Raw genomic sequence first — 19,680 nt, forward strand, 5'->3', positions numbered from 1 at the left:
TTATCCCTTCACCGCGCCGGCGACGAGGCCGCGGGTGAAGTGCTTCTGGACCAGGGCGAACAGGATCGCGGCGGGCAGAGTGGTGACCACGCCGGCAGCCATCAGAGTGTCCCAGCGGATCACGTTCTCGCCGACGAAGCGGGTCAGGGCCAGGGTGACCGGCCATTTGCCGTCGTCGGTCAGCATCACCAGCGGGAAGATCAGGTCGCTCCAGGCGTGGATGAAGGTGTAGATCACGGTCATCGCTAGGCCGGGCCGCACCACCGGCAGGATGATGTGCCACAGGCTTCGGAGGCGGGAGCAGCCGTCGACCATCGCCGCTTCCTCCAACTCGCGCGGGATGCCCAGCAGGAAGCCGTGCAGCAGCCAGATCGCGATCGGCGTGGCCAGCGCGGTGTCGCACAGGATCACCGACAGGTAGGTATCGAGCAGCCCGGCCGCGATCATGGCCTCGTAGAGCGGGATGACGATGACGACCGGCGACAGCATCTGCGTCGCCAGGACCAGGAACAGCAGCGTGGTGCGGCCGGTGAAGCGGAACCGCGCCAGCCCGTAGGCGCCGAAGAAGCCGAAGCTTGTGGAGATCGCGGCCGTGGCCCCGGCGATGACCAGGCTGTTGCCCAGGGCCTCGACCACCCGGTACTGGCCGAACAGGGCACGGGCATAGTTGCCGAGATCCAGGCTGAGCGGCAGGAACTCCGGCGGCCAGACATAGAGCCGCTCATAAGGGGTGAAGGAGGTCTTCACCATCACCCAGACCGGCAGCAGCAGGAAGCCCAGCAGCAGGATCAGGGCCCCGTGCCGTCCGGCCTCGGGCAGGAGGCGCCGGGCCGTCATTCCTCGCCCCCCTTCAGCACGCGCCAGTACAGCAGCGACACCGTCATCAGGATGGCGAAGACCACCACGGCCATGGCGGAGGAGGTGCCGAAGTCGAAGGTGCCGAAGGCGGTCTCGTAGATCTGGATCGGCAGGGTGGCGGTGGCGCCGGCCGGGCCGCCCTTGGTCAGCGGCCAGATCACCTGGAAGGAGTTGAAGGTCCAGACCGTCGACAGCAGCACGCAGGTCATCAGCACCGGCCGCAGCAGCGGCAGGGTGATGCGGCGGAAGATCTGGACCGGCCGGGCGCCGTCGATCCGCGCTGCCTCGACATAATCGTCCGGGATGCGCTGCAGCCCGGCCATCAGCGTCACCACCATGAAGGGGATGCCGAGCCAGGCATCGACCACCACCGTGGCGATGAAGGCCGTGGTCTCCTGGCCCAGGAAGGACATCGGCTCGCGGATCGCGCCGGTCACCAGCAGCACCGCGTTGATCCAGCCGGACTGGCCGTCCAGCACCCAGCGCCAGGAGATGGCGGCGATCACCGCGGGCGTCACCCAGGGCAACAGCAGCAGTGCCAGATAGACCTTGCGGCCGGGGAAGGGGCGGTGCAGCAGCAGCGCCCCGCCCAGGCCGACCAGCAGCTTCATCCCCACCGAGCAGGCGGTCCAGACGACCGTCAGTTGCAGCGTCCGCAGGAAGGCCGGCTCCTGCACCAGCGCCAGGAAGTTCTCGGCCCCGACGAAGTCGTTGCCCTCCCAGGGTGCGGTCAGCACCACATGGTGCACCGACTGCCAGAAGATCCGCAGCACCGGCACGCCGAGCAATGCGATGATCAGCAGCAGCGGCAGCGCCAGATACGGCCACGGCGCCTTATCGGACGACCAGAGCCGGGCGCGGGGCGCCCGACGCGATACGGTGGTGGCGAGCGCGACCACGGGGGGTCAGGCGCGCGGTTCGATGCGGGCTTTGCGGATCTTCTCCGCCGCCGCGTCCAGCGCCTCCTGCGGCGTCGCCTTGCCCAGGATCGCCGACTGCACCGCCTCGACCAGGATCTTTTCGAAGGGCTGCCAGGCCCGTGGCGTCGGCTGGGCGAAGCCGTTTGCCTTCATGCCGATGAAGGTCTGCCAGAACGGCGTCTTGAAGGTGTCGAGCTGCTCCTCCTCCGCCAGCAGCGGCACCAGCCCGCGCTGGTCGTCCCATTTCGCATGCACGTCCGGCTGCAGCAGATAGGCGACGAACTTGCCCGCCGCCTCGGGATGCTGGCTCTTGGCCGAGATGGCGAGGCTGTCCGACACCTGCTCGCCCTTGCAGACCTTGCCGCAGGGCAGCGGGGCGACAGCGTAGGGCGCGGTCTTGTTGTCGGGGTCCAGCCCCATGATCGACCGGCCCCAGGGGCCGCTGACCATCATCGCGATCTTGCCCTGGGCGAACAGCGGCGGGTGCTGTTCGCGGTTCAGCTCCAGCGGGTTGGGCACGACCTTGTCCTTCTGAAACAGGTCGACATAGAACTGCAGCGCGCCCACCGCTTCCGGACTGTTGATCTTCGTCTCGCCCGAGGCGTCGAAGGCTTCGCCGCCATTCTGGTAGACGAAGTTCAGGAACTGGCTGACCAGGGTGACATGGGCGGCCGCCGAGGTGGCGTAGCCGTACATGCCGGGGTTCTTCTCCATCACCGCCTTGGCCACGGCCACCAGCTCGTCCCAAGTCTTGGGCGGGGTCGGGATCAGGTCGGTGCGGTAGTAGAGGGCCTGGGTCGAGAACGCCATCGGCGCGGCCATCTGCTTGCCGCCGAACTGCGCCGCGGCGCGCAGCGTCTCCGGGATCCGCCCCAGCGTCTCGGCGTCGACCAGCCCGTCGACCGGCTGGATCGCGCCCATCATCGAGAACTCGGCGACGTTGCGGGTGCCGATATAGACGACGTCGGCGGCGCGGCCGGCGATGAAGTCGGTCGACAGCTTCTGGAATGCCTCGTCCCAGCCCACGCCCTCGACCTTCACCTTGATGTCGGGGTTCTTGGCCTCGAAATCGGCGATGAAGGCGGGCAGGGTCCTCTGGCTGACCTCGTCGCTGGCGCCGGGGATGAAGAAGCGGATCTCGGCGGTCTCGGCCAGGGCCGGCCCGGCGAGGCCGGCGGTGATCGCGAGGATGCAAAGGCTCGGCCCGAGCCGCATGTTGCGCAGGTTCATGTTAGCCTCCCGTGGCTGGCTGGTGTTGCTTGGCTAGCCCCGATCCCCGGCGGGGATCAGGGCGGGCGTCTCATCCCGCCCCGGCGCAGCAGCAGGTCCAGCGCCAGGCCGACCGCGACGCGCAGATAGCCGTCGCCCTCGTCGGGGCTGATGACGAGACCGGTGCGGCACTCGTCGAAATTGTAGCCATGGGCGCGGAAGCTCTCGTTCAGCGCCTTCAGCAGGTAGATGTTCAGGGCCGGCTGCGGCGCCCGGAACACGATCGCCTCCAGGTCGAACAGGTTGGCGACCTGGGCCAGGGCCTGGCCGATCCAGCGGCCGGCGCAGTCGAAGATCTCGATCGCCTCCGGATCGCCCTGAGATGCGATCTGCGCCAGCACCGCGATGTCGTCGGACAGGCCGCGCTTCAGCGCCTGGCGCGAGATGGCGGAGAGCGAGGCCAGCGAGGCCAGGCAGCCGCATTTGCCGCAGCGGCAGGCGGCGCCGGAATAGGGGGCCAGCGACAGGTGACCGATCTCCCCGGCCTGGCCCTTGCCGCGATAGACGTCGCCGTTGATCGAGATGCCGGAGCCGATCTCGTTCTGCAGGCTGACCACGGCGTAGTTCTCGTAGGCCCGGGCGAGGCCCAGCATGCGCTCGGCGACGACGATGGCGTTGGACGGGGTCTCGGCCGCGACGCCGATGCCGAAGGCGTCCTGCAGCGCCGCGGTCAGGCGCTGGCCGGTGCCGACCACCTCGGCCCGGCGCGGCCCGACCTCGCCCAGCACCACGCCGCCGGCGGCGAGCATGTCCCAGCCGGGATCGCCCCTGCGGCGCAGGCGGTCGAGCGCGTCGACCAGCGGTGCCGGGTCGTCATTGGCCGGGGCGGGCAGGGGGATCGGGCTCTGCTTCGGCGCGCCGGCCAGGTCGGCGATGACCAGCTGCGCGGCATCGGGGCCGAGATGCAGGCCCAGGAGGGTGCCGTAATCCGGGTTGAGGTCCAGCATCACCCGCGGCCGGCCGCCGCCGGACGCCTTGGCGCCGGTCTCGCGCAAGAGGCCGTGGCCGATCAGGCTGCGGACCAGGGGAGTCACGGCCGAGGCGCTGAGGCCGAGCGCGCGTGCCGCCTCGATCCGGCTGGCGCCGCCGCGGCGGTGGATCAGGCGCAACAGCTCCGAGGCGTCGCCCCAGCGCCCGCGCAGATCCAGCTCTCCCGTGCCTTGCATCTTGCCCCCGCTGCGCTGCCCTTCGTTTCCGAGGGCGGCGTCTGATGGGACTCATATTTCATGCAGAAAGGGCAGGCAAGGTGGATAATTTCGATTTCAGAAATAAGTCAGGCGCGAGGATCCCGGAGCAGCGTCTGCACCAGCGCCGCCGCGATCCGTTCCAGCTGGGCCGAATCCTGGTAGATGCGCTCCATCACCGCCAGGCCGCGGGTGAAGGTGACGACCAGGTCCGCAGCTTCGTCCGGTGTCACCGCAAGCCGGGCTCGGGCGGCCTCGGTCGACAGCGCGGCCAGGACGATGCGGCGCAGCTCGTCCAGCATCCCCCGCAGCCGGGATTGCAGCCGCGGATCCTCCAGCGCTGCCGGCTCGGTCGCCGTCCTGGTGCTCAGGCAGCCGCGCGCCGGCGAGCCGCCGGTCATGCTGGCGATCGCGGTGTCGAACAGCGCCCGCAGCCCCTGCTCCGGATCCGGCGTCGAGTCCAGGGCCTGCCGGGCGCCGGCCAGGAACCGCCCGACATAGGCGTCGAAGGCCAGCAGGAAGATCTCCTCCTTGCCGCCATAGGCGTTGTAGAGCGACCCGCGCAGGACCCCGGTCGCCTCAGCGATGTCCTGCATGGTGGTGGCGCGCAGGCCCTTGCGCCGGAACACCTCCAGCGCCTCCGCCAGCATCGCCTGCTCATCGAACTGCCTCACACCGGCCATGGCCGCTCCGGATCATTCTTGACGGGGTTGTCAAACTTGACGCCGATGTCAAAGATACCGGTGCGATTCCCCGGCGGCCAGACTGCGACAGGCAAGGCGATGCCCGACACCCTCACCCTCTATGAGCTTGCCGGCGCCGATGCGGCGCTGCGCTTCAGTCCGCATTGCTGGAAGACCCGCATGGCCCTGGCCCATAAGAGGCTGGAGGCGGACCGCGTGCCCTGGCGCTTCACCGAGAAGGAGGCGATCGCCTTCTCCGGCCAGGGGCTGGTGCCGGTGCTGGTGCATGACGGCGAGACGGTCTGCGATTCCTGGCGGATCGCGCTGCATCTGGAGGAGCGGTTCCCGGACCGGCCGTCGCTGTTCGGCGGCGGCGCGGCGATCCCGCTGGCGCGCTTCGTCAACGGCTGGGCGGACACCGCGCTGCTGCCCGCCATCGTGCGGATCATCCTGGCGGACATCCCGAACTGCCTGGACGAGCGCGACCGCGACTACTTCCGGACGTCGCGCGAGCAGCGCTTCGGGCAGAGGCTGGAGGAGGTGGTGGCCGACCGGCCGGCCCATATGGCGGCCCTGAATCAGGTGCTGATGCCGCTGCGCCGGGCGCTGGCGCAGGACCCGTTCCTCTCCGGGCCGCAGCCGGCCTATGCCGACTACTGCGTGTTTGGCATGTTCATGTGGGCCCGCTGCACCAGCCCGGTCGAACTGCTGCAGCCGGGCGACCCGGTCTTCGCCTGGCGCGACCGGCTGCTCGATGCCTTCGGCGGCATGGCCCGGGCGGCGCCCTGCGCTCAAGGCTGAGCGTCCAGCCGCCAGACCGCGCATTCGGTGCCGTAGTGCCGCTGCAGGCCGACATTGCGCATGCCGAGCCGCTGCATCACTCGGATCGAGGCGGCGTTGCGGGGATCGGCCACGCCGTAGAGGCAGGGGGCCCCGAGAGTGGTGAAGGCGAAGTCGGCCATCGCCCGCGCCGCCTCGGTCGCCAGCCCCTGGCCCCAGTGGTCCGGCCGAAGCCGCCAGCCGATCTCCAGCGGCTGGGCCGGATCGTTCTCGATGTGCTGGACGCAGCCGGCGCCGATCACCTCATCCGAGCCGGCCGGCAGGATCGCCCACCAGGAGAAGCCTTGGGCTGCCCAGCGCGACTGCACCCGGGCGATGCCGGCGCGGACATCCTCGGCCGTGTCGGTGATGCCTCCGACATAGCGCATCACTGCCGGGTCCGAGTTCAAAGCGAGCAAGCCCTCGAAGTGCCGCTCCGCATAGGGTTCGAGCCGCAGCCGGGGCGTGTGCAGGATGGTCATTCCGACTCGAAGGCCTGGTGGAACTCGACGGTCCCACTCGGCACTTCGGCGCCGAAGGGCAGGACGAGGAAGTGTTCGGGCGGGATGCCCGGCGAGCGGAGCCTCGGGTTGGCGGCGAAGCCGAAGCGGCGATAGTAGCCGGCCGCGCCGGCCAGGACGCAGCCGCGGGCGCCGAGGGCGCGCAGCCGGTCGAGGCCGGCGCGGATCAGGGCCTGGCCGATGCCCTGTCCCTGCCGGTCGGGGCGGACGGCGACGGGACCGAGCCCGTACCAATCCCGGAAGGCGCCGTCGATGGTGACGGGCGAGAAGGCGACCTGGCCGACGATCTCGCCCTCTTCCTCGGCGACCAGCGCCAGGGCCAGCACGCCGGCCCGGCGCAGGGCGTCGAGGATCGCCGGCTCGCGCCCGTCGCTGTAGGGACGGCCGCGGAAGGCCTCCTCGACGAGGCGCAGCACCGCCGCATCGTCCCCGGGCTGCTGGTCCCTGATCATGTCGCGCCTCCGCCGATCCGACGGGGACCAGACCACGGACGGCCGGAGAGCGCAACGGCGCGGCTCGGCGGATGTCCAGCGGGCCGGTTCGGGACTATGCTGAAGGCGGCGAGCTCTGCCGAACCGAGGTGGAGGATGTCATGGCTGCCGGATCCGATGCGTGGCGGGCGGGGCAGAGCTACGAGCAGTATATGGGCCGCTGGAGCCGGCGGATCGCGGCGAGATTCATTGCCTGGCTGGCACCGCCGCGGGACGCCGATTGGCTGGAGATCGGCTGCGGCACCGGGGCGTTGACCGCGACCATCCTGGCCGACGCCGCGCCGCGGTCGGTCCTGGCGATCGATCCGTCGGCCGACTTCGTCGCCCATGCCCGCTCGACGATCGACGACACGCGCGTCCGCTTCGAGGTGGCGGACGCCCGGAGCCTGCCCGCGGCCGAGGCGAGCGTCGACGTCGTCGCCTCGGCCCTGGTGCTGAACTTCATCCCGGACCGGCCGGCGGCCTTGGCCGAGATGCGGCGGGTGCTGCGGCCGGACGGGCTGCTGGCCTTCTACGTCTGGGACTATCCCGGCGGCGGGATGGGCTTCATCGACGCCTTCTGGAAAGCGGTCGCCGAGCTGGGGCTGCAGAGCGGCGCCCCGGACGAGGGCCAGCGATTCCCGTTCTGCACGCGGGACGGGTTGACCGCACTGTGCCGCGAGGCGGGCTTCCGATCGGTGGCGGTCGAGCCGATCGAGATCGAGACCGTCTTCCCGGATTTCGAGGCGTTCTGGCAGCCCTTCACGCTTGGCGCGGGGCCGGCGCCCAGCTACTGCGTCGGTCTGCCGGAGGAGCGTCGTGCCGCTCTGAAGGCGCAGCTGGCCGGGATGCTCGGGACCGGCAGCCCCATCCGCCTCGGCGCGCGGGCCTGGGCCGTCACGGCCCGGTCCGCTCGAAGCGCATGATCCAGTTGGTCTCCCAGCTCTCGCCGCCATCGGTGGAGAAGGCCTGCTCCCACCGCGCCGAATGCCCGGTGATCTCCGACCAGATGAAGCGCACCCGGATCGGCGTGCCCTCCCAGACGTCGTCGGCGAAGAAGGTGCCGACGCCGTTCTCGAACCGGCCGCGCAGCGGCGCCTCGTCCATGTGCAGGCTGCGGCCATCGAACCACCAGATCGACCACAGCTTCGTCTCCGGATCGAACAGGCGCAGCGTGGCGGCGCGATAGGGTCCGGCCGGCAGCTCGATGATGTTGTCATCGATCGTGCCCAGGCCGCCGATCAGCGGGCGCATCTCCGAGGCTCCGGCGAACTCGTCCCAATGGGTGTCGCCGGCCAGGCGCCGGCGCAGCCGGCGGTGCGATACCGCCCAGCGGCCGAACAGGGGCTCGAAGTCGTCGCGGCCGTCGCGCGGCGAGTCGGGGACGCTGGGGTCGGTGCCGGGGGCGGGCTTGGCGAACAGCGCGGGCATCGGTCTCTCCATGATGGAATGGCGATGCGACGGATGATGCCGGTGTCCGACTGACACCCCGTGTCAGGATTTCGGCTATGCTCGCTTCATGCGCGCCAACCGCCTGCTGTCGATCCTGCTGCTGCTGCAGTCCCGCGGCCGGCTGACCGCGCAGGCGCTGGCGGCAAAGTTCGAGGTCTCGGTGCGCACCATCTACCGCGACATCGACGAGCTGTCCGCCGCCGGCGTGCCGGTCTATGCCGATCGCGGGCCGGGCGGCGGTTTCGCGCTGCTCGATGGCTACCGCACCCGGCTGACCGGGCTGACCGCCGGCGAGGCCGAGACCCTGCTGCTGGCCGGTCTGCCCGGCCCGGCGGCGGAGCTCGGCCTGGCCGAGCCGCTGGCCATGGCCCGGCTGAAGCTGCTGGCGGCGGTGCCGCCCGCAGCGGGGGAGGGGGCGGCCCGGGTCGCCGACCGCTTCCACCTCGACCCGGTCGACTGGTACCGGCGCGCCGAGCCGCCAGTGCATCTGCCGGCGATCGCACGGGCGGTCTGGGGCCAGCGGCGGCTGGTGATCCGTTACGAGAGCTGGTCGGCCACGGTGCGGCGGACGGTCGACCCGCTCGGCCTCGTGCTCAAGGCCGGCGCCTGGTACCTGATGGCGCGGATCGGGTCCGACATCCGCACCTACAAGGTGGCCAAGGTGCTGGACCTCGACATCCTGCCCGAGACGTTCGACTACCCCGCCGGCTTCGACCTGGCGGCGCAGTGGCGGGAGTCGCTGCAGCGCTTCGCCCAGGAGCTGCGCCGGGGCGAGGCGGTGCTGCGCGTGTCGCCGGAGGCGCTGCCGCTGCTCGACCGGCTCGGCGCCGACGCGGCGGATGCGATCCGGCAGGCGCAGCCGGATGCGGTGGGCTGGCGGCGGGCGACGGTGCCGATCGAGGGCATCGGCCACGCCGCCCGGCTGCTGCTCGGCTTCACCGACACGATCGAGGTGCTGGACCCGCCGGAGCTGCGCCAGGCCCTGGCCGAGGGCGCGCGGCGGGTGGCGGCGCTGTATCGGGATGCGGGCTGAGCCGCGACTCCGGTCTATATTCAACGGCCGCATCGAGTCCCCCTCACCCTCCCATTCGCTGTCGCGAATGGGCCCCTCCCTCTCCCCGAGGAGAGGGGAATAGAAGCTGCGGCCCCTTCACCTCTCCTCGGGGAGAGGTCGAAATCGCGACAGCGATTTCGGGTGAGGGGGCGGCACCGGCCGGTCCGCCTAGCCCTCCGTGCCCGTCTTCGCCGGGATCTCCGCGCCGGTCAGGGCGGCGAGCTCGGCGGCGTCGAGCGTCTCCTTCTCCAAGAGGCGCTTGGCGGTGCGGTCGAGCAGGGCGCGGCGCTCGGTCAGGATCCCGACCGTGCGGTCGAAGGCGGCGTCGACGATCCGCCGCACCTCGGCGTCGATCGCCGACGCGGTCTCATCCGAGAAGTTGCGCTCGTGCGGCCCGTCGATGAACGGGTTGGGGCTGAGGAAAGAGCGCTGGTCCTTCTCCAGCGCGATATGGCCGAGCTTCTTCGACATGCCGTAGCGCGTGACCATGGCGCGGGCGATGTCGGTCACCTTGGCCAGGTCGTCGGCGGCGCCGGTGGAGAGATGGCGAAACACGATCCACTCCGCCGCCCGGCCGCCCAGCAGCACCGCCATCTTGGTCTCGAGCTCCTCCTGCGTCATCAGGAAGCGGTCCTCGGTCGGGCGCTGGATGGTGTAGCCGAGGGCGCCGACGCCGCGCGGGATGATCGAGACCTTGTGCACCGTGTCGGTGCCCGGCAGGGCCATGGCGACGAGGGCGTGGCCCATCTCGTGATAGGCGACGATCTCACGCTCGCGCGGGTTCAGCAGCCGGTTGCGCTTCTCGAGGCCGGCGACGATGCGCTCCACCGCGTTGTTGAAATCCTCCATCGTCACCGCCTCGGCGCCGCGCCGCGTCGCCAGCAGCGTCGCCTCGTTGACCAGGTTGGCGAGGTCGGCGCCGGTGAAGCCGGGGGTCAGCCCGGCGATCTTCTCCGGGTCCACATCCGGCGCCAGCTTCGCCTTGCGCAGATGCACCTTCAGGATCTGGATGCGGCCCAGCCTGTCGGGCCGGTCGACCAGGACCTGCCGGTCGAAGCGGCCGGCGCGGAGCAGCGCGGGGTCCAGGATCTCCGGCCGGTTGGTGGCGGCCAGCAGCACCAGGCCGGTCGAGGAATCGAAGCCGTCGAGCTCGGCCAGCAGCTGGTTCAGCGTCTGTTCCTTCTCGTCATGGCCGCCAAAGGGGCCGATGCCGCGGGCGCGGCCGAGCGCGTCGAGCTCGTCGATGAAGATGATCGCCGGGGCCCGGCCCCGGGCCTGCTCGAACAGGTCGCGCACCCGGGCCGCACCGACGCCGACGAACATCTCGACGAATTCCGAGCCGGAAATCGAGAAGAACGGCACCTTGGCCTCGCCGGCCACCGCCTTGGCCAGCAGCGTCTTGCCGGTGCCCGGCGGCCCGACCAGCAGCACGCCCTTGGGCATGCGCCCGCCAAGCCGGCCGTACTCCTTCGGGTCCTTGAGGAAGGTGACGATCTCCTGCAGCTCGGCCTTCGCCTCGTCCACTCCGGCGACGTCGTCGAAATGGACGCCGGTGTCGGCCTCGACATAGATCTTGGCCTTGCTGCGGCCGATCTGCATCAGCCCGCCGCCCATGCCGCCCATGCGGCGCAACAGGAAGCCCCACAAGCCGAAGAACAGCAGCACCGGCAGGACCCAGGACAGCAGGTCGCGGAAGAAGGTGTTCTCGACCTGGCCGGTGACGCGCACCCCGTGCTGCCGCAGCGCCTCGGCGAAGGCGGGTTCGACCCGGGTGGTGACGAACTGGCTCTGGCCGCCCTCCAGCGGCTCCTTCAGCGTGCCCTGGATGTAGCGGTCGGAGACGGCGACCTCGGTGACCTTGCCGTCGCGCAGATACTGCTCGAAGTCGCTGTAGGGGATGGTCGCCACCTGCTGCCCGGTGGTGATCAGGTACTGCAGCAGCAGGATGCCGAAGAAGGCGGCAATCCAGTACCAGAGGTGGAAGCGGGTCTTGTCCATGTGGTGTCTCGCGCGGGGCCACGCCTCTAGAAAACACCCCCAAGTCCCGGAACGGTCCCATCGGACGCCGGCGGGATCGTTGAACAATCGGGGGGCGCGGCCTAGGGTTCGACGGTCGTGCGGCGGCTCCGCCGCGACCGTCATCTCGGGAAGGCTTTCATGGACAAGCGCGGCCTGCGGAAGGGGCTGACCAGCTACGGCGACGCCGGATTCTCGCTGTTCCTGCGCAAGGCCTTCATCAAGGCCATGGGCTATTCCGATGACGCGCTGGACCGGCCGATCGTCGGCATCGTCAACACCTACAGCGACTTCAACCCCTGCCACGGCAACGTGCCGGCGCTGGTCGAGGCGGTGAAGCGCGGGGTGATGCTGGCGGGCGGCATGCCAATGGCGTTCCCGACCATCTCGATCCACGAATCCTTCGCTCATCCGACCAGCATGTTCCTGCGCAACCTGATGGCGATGGACACCGAGGAGATGGTCCGGGCCCAGCCGATGGATGCGGTGGTGCTGATCGGCGGCTGCGACAAGACCCTGCCGGCCCAGATCATGGCCGCGGCCAGCGCCGACCTGCCGGCGATCGTGCTGCCGACCGGGCCGATGGTGGTCGGCCACCACCGGGGCGAGGTGCTGGGCGCCTGCACCGATTGCCGGCGGCTGTGGGGCCGCTACCGGGCCGGCGAGATCGACGAGCAGGAGATCGAGGCGGTGAACGGCCGGCTGGCGCCCTCGGTCGGCACCTGCATGGTGATGGGCACCGCCAGCACCATGGCGATCATCGCCGAGACGCTGGGCCTGTCGCTGCCCGGCGCCGCCGCGATCCCGGCCACCCATGCCGACCGCATCCGCTGCGCCGAGGCGACGGGGCAGGCGGCAGCGCGGCTGGCGGTGTCGGGCGGGCCGCGCCCGTCGGAGATCCTGGGGCCCGGCGCCTTCCGCAACGCCATGGTGGCGCTGCAGGCGGTGGGCGGGTCGACCAACGGGCTGGTCCATCTGGCCGCCATCGCCGGCCGGGTCGGCCAGGCGATCGACTATCCCGAGTTCGACCGGATCGGGCGCGAGACGCCGGTGCTGGTCGACCTCAAGCCCTCCGGCGCGCATTACATGGAGCATTTCCACCACGCCGGCGGCGTGCCGCACCTGCTGGCGGAGCTGCGCGACCTCCTGGACCTGACCGTCCCGACCGTCGCCGGCGTTCCCCTGGCCGAGACGCTGCCGAAGCCGGGCGAATGGCGGGACGAGACCGTGATCCGGCCGCGCGCCAACCCGCTGAAGCCGCAGGGCGCGATGGCGGTGTTGCAGGGCAACCTCTGCCCCCGCGGCGCGGTGATCAAGCAGTCGGCGGCGACGCCTTCCCTGCTGCAGCACACCGGCCGGGCGGTGGTGTTCGATTCGGTCGAGGACATGGCGGCGCGGATCGACGACCCGGAGCTCGACGTCGCGGCCGAGGACGTGCTGGTGCTGCGCAATGCCGGGCCGAAGGGCGCGCCCGGCATGCCGGAGGCCGGCTACCTGCCGATCCCGCGCAAGCTGGCGCAGCAGGGAGTGAAGGACATGGTCCGCCTGTCCGATGCGCGGATGAGCGGCACCGCCTTCGGCACCATCGTGCTGCACATCGCGCCGGAATCCGCGGTCGGCGGGCCGCTGGCCCTGGTGCGCACCGGCGACCGCATCCGGCTCGATGTCGCCGGCCGGCGGCTCGACCTGCTGGTCGACGACGCCGAGCTGGCCCGCCGCGCCGCGGCGGCACCGCCGCCCAAGCCGGCGCCGGACCGCGGCTATGCCCGGCTGTTCCATGACAGCGTGCTGCAGGCCGACGAGGGCTGTGATTTCGATTTCCTGGTGCCCGGCCGCAAGGCCGGCTGAGCCGATGGGGATGCTTCCATGCCGAGACTGACCGGCGTCATTGCTGCCGCCGCCACGCCGCTGCGCGAGGACCTCTCGATCGACCACGACCGGCTGGTCGGGCATTGCGGCTGGCTGCTGGGCGCGGGCGGCTGCGACGGGGTCAACCTGCTCGGCACCACCGGCGAGGCGACCTCCTTCTCGGTCGAGCAGCGCCTGGCGGCAATGCGGGCGGTGGCCGAGTCCGGACTGCCGATGGACCGCTTCATGGTCGGCACCGGCGCTGCGGCGTTGGAGGATGCGGTGCGGCTGACCGCCTCGGCCAAGGCGCTGGGCTTCGCCGGCGCGTTGCTGCTGCCGCCCTTCTACTACAAGGGCATCGACGACGAGAGCCTGGCCGCATACGTCGACACGGTGATCGGCCGGGTCGGGGCCGATGACCTCAGCCTCTACCTCTATCATATCCCGCAGAACACCGGCGTGCCCTGGCCGATCGAGGTGGTGGCGCGGCTGGCGGAGCGGCATCCGGGCACGCTGGCGGGGCTCAAGGATTCCTCCGGCGACATCGTCTATTCGACCGAGCTGGCGAAGCGGGTGCCCGACATCGCCGTGTTCCCGAGCTCCGAGGCCACGCTGGGCCTGGCGCAGGAGCACGGTTTCGCCGGCTGCATCTCGGCCACCACCAATATCACCGGCCCGCTGGCGCGGACCGCCTTCCACCGGGCCGGCAGCCCGGAGGCGAAGCAGGCGGTCGCCGCCGCCGGGGCGGTGCGCGCGGCGCTAAGCACGGTCACTCTGGTGGCGGCGGTGAAGGACACTTTGGCCGAGATCCATGGCGACCCTGCCTGGGGCCGGACCCATCCGCCGCTGCGCCCCCTGACCGAGGCGGAACGTCGGACGCTGCGCGAGGCGCTGGCGAAGACGGAGTATCCGCGGCTTTACGGGCGCTGACTTCACAAGCGCCGCTCGCCCGATAGACACGTCATCGCGAGGCGCGCAGCGCCGTGGCGATCCAGAAGCCGGTGCCGCTGGATGGCCGCGCCCCTGCGGGGCTCGCCATGACGGTTTCATGGTCGGGACAGCCGGTCTCGGCGAAAGACAGCGCTCAGCTGGTGTCCGGGCTCGACGGCGCCGGCAAGGGCCGGCCGGCATCGGGCTCGTCCGGCGGCCGCGGCCAATCCTCGGCGGTCTCCGCGGGCAGGTCGGCGTTGTCATTGGCCCCGGCGACGTCGTCCCAGCCCTGCGGCAGCCGGCTCGGATCCAGCCGGCGGCCGAGCCAGCGGCAGACCTCGCGCACGAATTCGTCCGCCGACAGGGTGTCGAGCTGCACGTCCAGCACCTCGTCCTCGGTCAGCTTCTCCCAAACTTCGGACCGCAGCCGTTCGGTCTCCTCGGGATCGACGGTCTCGCCGGCCGCGGCGAGATCCGCGGTCTCGGCGGCCGCGACCGCCTCGACCACCGCCTTGACGGCCTGCTCCCGCCGCCGCCGGCGGCGCTCCAGCGCCCCCGACTCCTCGGCCTCGGCCCGGCGGTGCAGGTAGTCGCCGCGGATCCGCTCGGCCATGGCGATCGACAGCCGGATCGAGCGGGACAGGCGCGACTGCATCAGCGCGAAATCCGGCGGCTCCTTCGGCCCGGCCAGCGTCACCGACTGCTGCTGCAGGGTCATCCGTTTGCTGCGAATGTCGATGTCGACCACCTCGCGCAGCTTGTCCAGCGCCCATCCCGTCCAGTTCAGATCGGGATCGGAGGGCCGGCTCTCGCCCGCCTCGCCATCGGTCTGCGCCATGTCCATGGAACATATCATGAACAAAGGCACGAGTTAACACAACTGCACATTGTGTTTACCCGACCGCGGTGGAACGCGGTTCGGACGACCGCAGCCTTACTCCCGGTACCGGACCACCGTCACCAGGGAAGCTATCGAGGCGTTGGCCCTTCTTTATACCGCCCGTCAATCCCGGAAGGTCGCCGCCTGGCCGTGCAACGTGCCGGCCTCGTCGATCAACCGCCAGACGGTGGCGTTCTCGATCCAGAAGCGGCGGCCGGATTTGGCGACGCGCAGGTCGCGATAGCTGGTGATGAATCCGTCGGCGGGTAACGGCGTCCAGCAGCCGCTGCCGCTCCGCCCGGTCCGGCGCCTCGGCGGAGAGGCGGGAGGGCAGCGTCGTGAACTCGTACAAGCGATACTCGAAGCAGGCCTGGGCCGCTCGGTTGGCATAGACGAAGGGGGATCGGCGTCGGTGTTGTGCACCAGCACGCAGAAGGGCGCAGCCTCGTACAGCCAGCGCGCCTGTACGGCGGCATCGCCGCCGGCCTCCTCCGGCAGCAGCGGCGTGCCGACCAGCCGGGCATGGCTGCCGGCCAGGAGGCGCAGGAAGTCGGGATCGTGGGCCAGGCTCACGGCATGGGCTCCGGGATGCTGGGCGAGGCGGGTCTTCACAGGTTGCCGGCCCGGGGATTGATGCCGAGGATGTGGCCGGAATCGACCGGCACCGTGACCAGGGTGGAGGTCAAGGCGCCGTGGTGATGGGCGTCCAGGATCTCGTCCAGATTGGCGAGGTCGGGGCGAAGCGCCGCCGACCGCCAGCCGCACGCGCCGGCCATGGCGGCGAAGTCCATCCCGACCAGGCGGTTGTGGCGGCGTGAGGCCGGCGCGTCCGGGATGATCGTTTGCACTCCCTGCTCGATGATGCCGTAGCTGGCGTTGTCGAGCAGGAACAGCAGGATTCCCAGATCCCGGGCCTCCGCCAGATAGCCTGCGAACAGCCGGAAGCAGCCGTCGCCGGTGAAGCCGACGACATGGCTTTCCGGCGCGGCGAGCTTGGCGCCGATGGCCAGGCCGAGCACGTTGCCCATGGCCGAGCCGCGATAGAGGGAAAAGAAGCGCGCCTGCGGGTGCGGGCGTTGGACGACGTATTGCCGGTCCTTGTAGGCCAGGCACACGTCGTCGAAGCCGATGGTGTTCGGTCGCCAGCGCGCATCCAGCGCCCGGAACAGCGAGGCCATGTCGACATGGCCGGGCCTTGGCGCCCCCGGCCGGCGTGTGTTGAGGTTGCCCGGCGCCGGGCCGGCCCGGCGGGTCTCCGGCGGCTGCCGCTCCAGGCGGTCGAGCAGGGACCGGAGCGTCGCGTCCAGAGGAGCGACGAACTGCCGGTAGGCGCCGCCGGCGCGGTGCCCGAACCCGCCATCGACCTGGCCGTAGCCGTCCTCGAGACCGGTCAGGACGAAGGTGTCGCCGGCCGCATAGGGGGCCAGGTTGACCGTGTACTCGTCGGGGCAGGCCCCGAGCACCAGCAGGACGTCGTCCTCCCCGATGCCCCGCCAGAGCCGGATCGCGGCGTCGTTCCCGCCGAAGGAGATGTAGCCGTATCCGTAGGGATTGCCGCGCTCGACCCCGTTGGCGCCGTTGATGCTCCAGACGATCGGCGCCCCCAGCGCCTCGCACAGGCGGGAGGTCAGCTGCGGCGCGTCGGGATACCGCGCCAGCTCCTCGCCGGCGAGGATGACGACGCGCCGGCCGCGGATGCGCTGGCAGAACGCGTCCAGGAACGCTTCGGCCGATGCGGCGACCGGATCAGGCTGCGGGGGCGCGCGATGCGGATCCGCCGCCATCCCGGTCTTGAGCGCCTCGTGGTCCAGGACGAGGACCACAGGCTTGCAGCGCTGCAGCCGGACGTGGGCGTGCCGCAGCTGCCGGCCCATGGTCGCGGCATCGTCCAGCACGAAGACGCCGTCCGGCAGCTCGGCGCGCAGCTGCGCCAGCATGTTGCTGCCGTGGCGGCTGGTGTCCTGCAGCGGGCACAGCCCTTCGGTCGAGTCCGGCGAGGCGGGGACGATGTAGACCGCCGGGATGTCGTGCAGCTTGGCGTCGCTGAGGCCGCAGCCCAGCAGCTTGGTCGCCGCGCCGGTCGTCGCGATGCAGGCGCCGATGCGGCCGGACGCCAGATAGCTGCCGAGCGGAACGAAGCCGGACGAATATTCGCCGAGCGACAGGAAGCGCATCCCGGCGGGCTCGTGCCGGTCGGCCGCATTCTCTCCTGGATAATGGGGCGAGAGATGCTGCAGCAGGCGGATGGCGCCGCCGCCGGTGACGCCTGCACAGAACTCGATGCCCCAAGACTCCAATGTCGTCACCAGGGCTTCGTAACCGGTCACGGTCTCCGCAACATGAATATCCATGCGAACGCCTCGTGTTCACGGAATTGTGATGCGACAAACCAGGCTTGTCGGAGGGGCTCTAATTCAGGCCGGCAGCGCGGATTCCAGTGTGTTCTGCAGAACCAGGGCGCGCAGCTTGCTGTCGCTGCACACTGGCTCTTCCGACGCCGTCAGCTCTCGATAAATGGATTCGATGAGGCCAGGCGTCGGCGACAGGCCGAACGCCTCGATCTTCGCCTTCAGCGCGTGCCTGCCGGAATGGCGGCTGATCACCATCCGGCGCTCGGCGCCGAACATCTCCGGCTCCAGGAATTCATAGGTCTGGGGATTCCGGATAATGGCGGCTTGGTGAATTCCCGCGGCGGTGGCAAAGGCGTTCTCGCCGATGATGGCTTTGCCCCGCGCCATCGGCAGGTGAAGGCTCTCGATGAGGAGCCGGCAGGCGGCGTAGACCCGGCGGACGTCGATGGTCGTCGATCGGTTGAAATGCGTAGGATGGGCTGTCAGGGCGGCAACGACCTCTTCCAAGGCGCAATTCCCGGCGCGCTCGCCGATGCCGCACAGCGTCACCTGGATCTCGTCGATTCCCGACTCGACGGCCGCGAGGGTGTTGGCGACGGCCAGGCCGAGATCGTCATGGGCGTGCATGGCCAGCTTGACTTCCGGCGGCACGCGCGCCCGTACGGTATCGATCAGGGCCGGAACCCGGCCGGGCAGGAGACAGCCGACGGTGTCCGGAATCAGGATCATCGTCGCGCCAGCCCGGGTGGCGACCTCGCACATCGAGCCGAGGAATTCCGGGTCCGCCCGGGTCGCGTCTTCGGGTGCGACGCAGATGTCGTCGAAGCCGATCCGCCGGGCGAGTTGAACGGCGCTTTCGATCTCGTCGAGCGCCTGCTGGCGTGTGATCTGGCGCTTGTGGAGGAGGTGAATCTCGGACGCCACACCGAGGATTTCGATCTGCGCCGCCCGGGCGTTCTCCAGCGCCTTGGCCGCGCGTTCGATGTCGGAGCTGCTGGCCCGTGCGAAGGCGCAGATCCTGGTCTCCCGCACGACATCTGCAACGGCGCGCACGGCGGCGAAGTCATTGTCCGACGCCGCCGGGAATCCCGCCTCGATCGTATTCACTCCTAACGCCTCGAGTTCGCGGGCGATGCGCAGCTTTTGCTGCAGCGACATGGCATTTCCGGGTGCCTGCTCGCCGTCGCGCAAGCTCGTATCAAAGATCGTCAGGGGCCTGTGAGTTGAAACAATTGCCATGATCAGATCTCCAGTCAGATCGCCACTATTCTCCGAGACTTCATGCTCGAACCCGATCGAGGAGGCACAAGTTGTCCCGACCAATTCGTATCCATCGTTCGGATAGATCGAATCGACGTGGAAGATGGGCTGTCGGATGAGGATTATTTACAGGCCGTATGAAAGTGAGTGCAGAACGGATCATGTTCCCTATTCCAGCCAGTCATTATTTATCTGATTCGATATTGTTGAGTCAAAGCAATATCGTTTTAGAATAGTCCGATGAATTTTCGAATGTTTGGGAAATATATTTAAGGAAAAAGTGTGCAAATTTTATAGTAATCTTCAGTTTTTACCGCCTCGACAACCACCGAGATCGTGTCCCTGGGGGTGGTGTAGCTCAGGCGCGGGTGTGATCGCGCTCTTCAGGTCAGGCGGCCAGGATGGGCAGGTTGACGAGGGGATCGTCACCCGAGGGGCGACGCCTTCCAGGGTCACGTAGCGGCAGCGCTGGGCGGATGCCGGCGGAACTTCCGCTGATGGCGGTGCCGTCGGCCGTCCGCAGCCGTCCCGGTCGACACCTATCCAAGATCGTGCTCCTTGACAATACGTTCATATACACCTATTTTAATCGGCATGACGCCTTCGCAAGCACTCGACAAAGAAACGGCCGACCTCATCGTCCGCACCTGCCTGTGCCAGCGTATCCAGCGGGCGGGGCGGATCATCGGCCGTCGTTTCGACGAAGCGTTCCGGTCGCTCGGGATCAACAACTGGCAGTTCTCCGTCCTCATCGCGCTCAAGCATCTTCGGTCCCCGACCATCAGCGAATTGGCGGAGGCGCTGGGGATGGACCGCACGACCTTGACCAAGAACCTGAAGCCGCTTGCCCGGCGCGCGCTCCTGCGCGTGTCCACCGACGAGCGCGATGCGCGGGCGCGGCGCATCACCCTGACGGAAGCCGGCGAGGACATCCTCGCCAGCGCCAAAGAAGGCTGGCATCAGGCCCAGCGGGCGGTCACGGCGAGCCTCCCGCCGGAAGAGCTCGCGCAGCTGACGTCCTCGTTGGAGCGCTTTCAGTCTGTGGGCAGGGGGTGAACGCGATGGCCGCGAGACTCCCATATCTGGCATATACGTGCATATACACTGATATTCGGACATCCGCCCGATCCCACCTCCCGCAGCGCCTGCCTCAGTTGTCGGAAAC

At 69.6% G+C, this 19,680-nt stretch carries 19 protein-coding genes; 6 read left to right on the plus strand and 13 right to left on the minus strand.

Translation table 11 applies throughout. The features are described 5' to 3' along the window. The 5 genes from KXR53_RS20845 to KXR53_RS20865 all read right to left on the minus strand — a co-directional run bounded on the left by KXR53_RS20845 (position 1) and on the right by KXR53_RS20865 (position 4,914). Positions 1-837, minus strand: a complete 837-nt coding sequence (locus KXR53_RS20845) for a carbohydrate ABC transporter permease (protein WP_437377185.1) — start codon at positions 835-837, stop codon at positions 1-3. Beyond that, a complete protein-coding gene (locus KXR53_RS20850) occupies positions 834-1,757 on the minus strand; it encodes a carbohydrate ABC transporter permease (RefSeq protein ID WP_437377186.1) in 924 nt (307 codons plus the stop codon). The genes KXR53_RS20845 and KXR53_RS20850 overlap by 4 nt, the downstream gene beginning before the upstream one ends. 6 nt (positions 1,758-1,763) lie before the next feature. Then, a complete protein-coding gene (locus KXR53_RS20855; protein WP_437377187.1) occupies positions 1,764-3,008 on the minus strand; it encodes an ABC transporter substrate-binding protein in 1,245 nt (414 codons plus the stop codon). Positions 3,009-3,064: 56 nt separating this feature from the next. Beyond that, the gene (locus tag KXR53_RS20860; protein ID WP_437377188.1) at positions 3,065-4,213 is read right to left on the minus strand and encodes an ROK family protein; all 1,149 of its coding nucleotides are present in this window, start codon (positions 4,211-4,213) and stop codon (positions 3,065-3,067) included. Between the two features lie 107 nt (positions 4,214-4,320). Further along, the gene (locus KXR53_RS20865) at positions 4,321-4,914 is read right to left on the minus strand and encodes a TetR/AcrR family transcriptional regulator (RefSeq protein WP_437377189.1); all 594 of its coding nucleotides are present in this window, start codon (positions 4,912-4,914) and stop codon (positions 4,321-4,323) included. Positions 4,915-5,013: 99 nt separating this feature from the next. On the opposite strand from KXR53_RS20865, the gene KXR53_RS20870 reads away from it, so the two are divergent. Next, the gene (locus KXR53_RS20870; RefSeq protein ID WP_437377190.1) at positions 5,014-5,715 is read left to right on the plus strand and encodes a glutathione S-transferase family protein; all 702 of its coding nucleotides are present in this window, start codon (positions 5,014-5,016) and stop codon (positions 5,713-5,715) included. On the opposite strand, the gene KXR53_RS20875 is transcribed toward KXR53_RS20870, so the two are convergent. Further along, positions 5,706-6,215: a GNAT family N-acetyltransferase gene (locus KXR53_RS20875; RefSeq protein ID WP_437377191.1), complete on the minus strand. Its 510-nt coding sequence runs from the start codon at positions 6,213-6,215 to the stop codon at positions 5,706-5,708. The genes KXR53_RS20870 and KXR53_RS20875 overlap by 10 nt on opposite strands. Further along, positions 6,212-6,706 (minus strand): GNAT family N-acetyltransferase, encoded by a 495-nt coding sequence (locus tag KXR53_RS20880; protein ID WP_437377192.1) that lies wholly within the window; start codon positions 6,704-6,706, stop codon positions 6,212-6,214. The genes KXR53_RS20875 and KXR53_RS20880 overlap by 4 nt, the downstream gene beginning before the upstream one ends. A 140-nt stretch (positions 6,707-6,846) precedes the next feature. Here KXR53_RS20880 and KXR53_RS20885 point away from each other — a divergent pair, with 140 nt between their 5' ends. Further along, the gene (locus tag KXR53_RS20885) at positions 6,847-7,650 is read left to right on the plus strand and encodes a class I SAM-dependent methyltransferase (RefSeq protein WP_437377193.1); all 804 of its coding nucleotides are present in this window, start codon (positions 6,847-6,849) and stop codon (positions 7,648-7,650) included. On the opposite strand, the gene KXR53_RS20890 is transcribed toward KXR53_RS20885, so the two are convergent. Continuing rightward, entirely contained in the window at positions 7,622-8,155 is a 534-nt protein-coding gene (locus KXR53_RS20890) for a DUF1579 domain-containing protein (RefSeq protein ID WP_437377194.1), read from the minus strand. The two genes, KXR53_RS20885 and KXR53_RS20890, sit on opposite strands and share 29 nt — an antisense overlap. An 88-nt stretch (positions 8,156-8,243) precedes the next feature. Here KXR53_RS20890 and KXR53_RS20895 point away from each other — a divergent pair, with 88 nt between their 5' ends. Then, positions 8,244-9,209 (plus strand): helix-turn-helix transcriptional regulator, encoded by a 966-nt coding sequence (locus KXR53_RS20895; protein ID WP_437377195.1) that lies wholly within the window; start codon positions 8,244-8,246, stop codon positions 9,207-9,209. A 189-nt stretch (positions 9,210-9,398) separates the two neighbouring features. Here the strand turns inward: KXR53_RS20895 and ftsH are convergent, their stop codons facing one another. After that, positions 9,399-11,228, minus strand: a complete 1,830-nt coding sequence (gene ftsH / locus KXR53_RS20900) for an ATP-dependent zinc metalloprotease FtsH (protein WP_437377196.1) — start codon at positions 11,226-11,228, stop codon at positions 9,399-9,401. A gap of 159 nt (positions 11,229-11,387) precedes the next feature. Here ftsH and KXR53_RS20905 point away from each other — a divergent pair, with 159 nt between their 5' ends. Beyond that, entirely contained in the window at positions 11,388-13,094 is a 1,707-nt protein-coding gene (locus KXR53_RS20905) for an IlvD/Edd family dehydratase (RefSeq protein ID WP_437377197.1), read from the plus strand. Between the two features lie 18 nt (positions 13,095-13,112). Beyond that, a complete protein-coding gene (locus tag KXR53_RS20910; protein ID WP_437377198.1) occupies positions 13,113-14,024 on the plus strand; it encodes a dihydrodipicolinate synthase family protein in 912 nt (303 codons plus the stop codon). Positions 14,025-14,178: 154 nt separating this feature from the next. On the opposite strand, the gene KXR53_RS20915 is transcribed toward KXR53_RS20910, so the two are convergent. From KXR53_RS20915 to KXR53_RS20930, 4 genes are all read right to left on the minus strand, one after another. Further along, positions 14,179-14,868, minus strand: coding sequence for a hypothetical protein (locus KXR53_RS20915; RefSeq protein ID WP_437377199.1), 690 nt, complete (start codon positions 14,866-14,868; stop codon positions 14,179-14,181). A gap of 159 nt (positions 14,869-15,027) precedes the next feature. Beyond that, on the minus strand, positions 15,028-15,156 hold the full coding sequence (locus KXR53_RS20920; RefSeq protein WP_437377230.1) for an MEKHLA domain-containing protein: 129 nt from the start codon (positions 15,154-15,156) through the stop codon (positions 15,028-15,030). Between the two features lie 356 nt (positions 15,157-15,512). After that, a complete protein-coding gene (locus KXR53_RS20925; protein ID WP_437377200.1) occupies positions 15,513-17,255 on the minus strand; it encodes a thiamine pyrophosphate-dependent enzyme in 1,743 nt (580 codons plus the stop codon). 63 nt (positions 17,256-17,318) lie between these two features. Then, positions 17,319-18,494 carry a LeuA family protein gene (locus KXR53_RS20930; RefSeq protein WP_437377201.1) on the minus strand — a complete coding sequence of 392 codons (1,176 nt, stop codon included), beginning with the start codon at positions 18,492-18,494 and terminating at the stop codon, positions 17,319-17,321. 615 nt (positions 18,495-19,109) lie between these two features. On the opposite strand from KXR53_RS20930, the gene KXR53_RS20935 reads away from it, so the two are divergent. Continuing rightward, positions 19,110-19,571 carry a MarR family winged helix-turn-helix transcriptional regulator gene (locus KXR53_RS20935; protein ID WP_437377202.1) on the plus strand — a complete coding sequence of 154 codons (462 nt, stop codon included), beginning with the start codon at positions 19,110-19,112 and terminating at the stop codon, positions 19,569-19,571. Positions 19,572-19,680: the final 109 nt, after the last annotated feature.

Origin of the sequence: Inquilinus limosus (genome assembly GCF_051487185.1) — a bacterium.
Lineage (GTDB): Bacteria > Pseudomonadota > Alphaproteobacteria > DSM-16000 > Inquilinaceae > Inquilinus > Inquilinus limosus_F.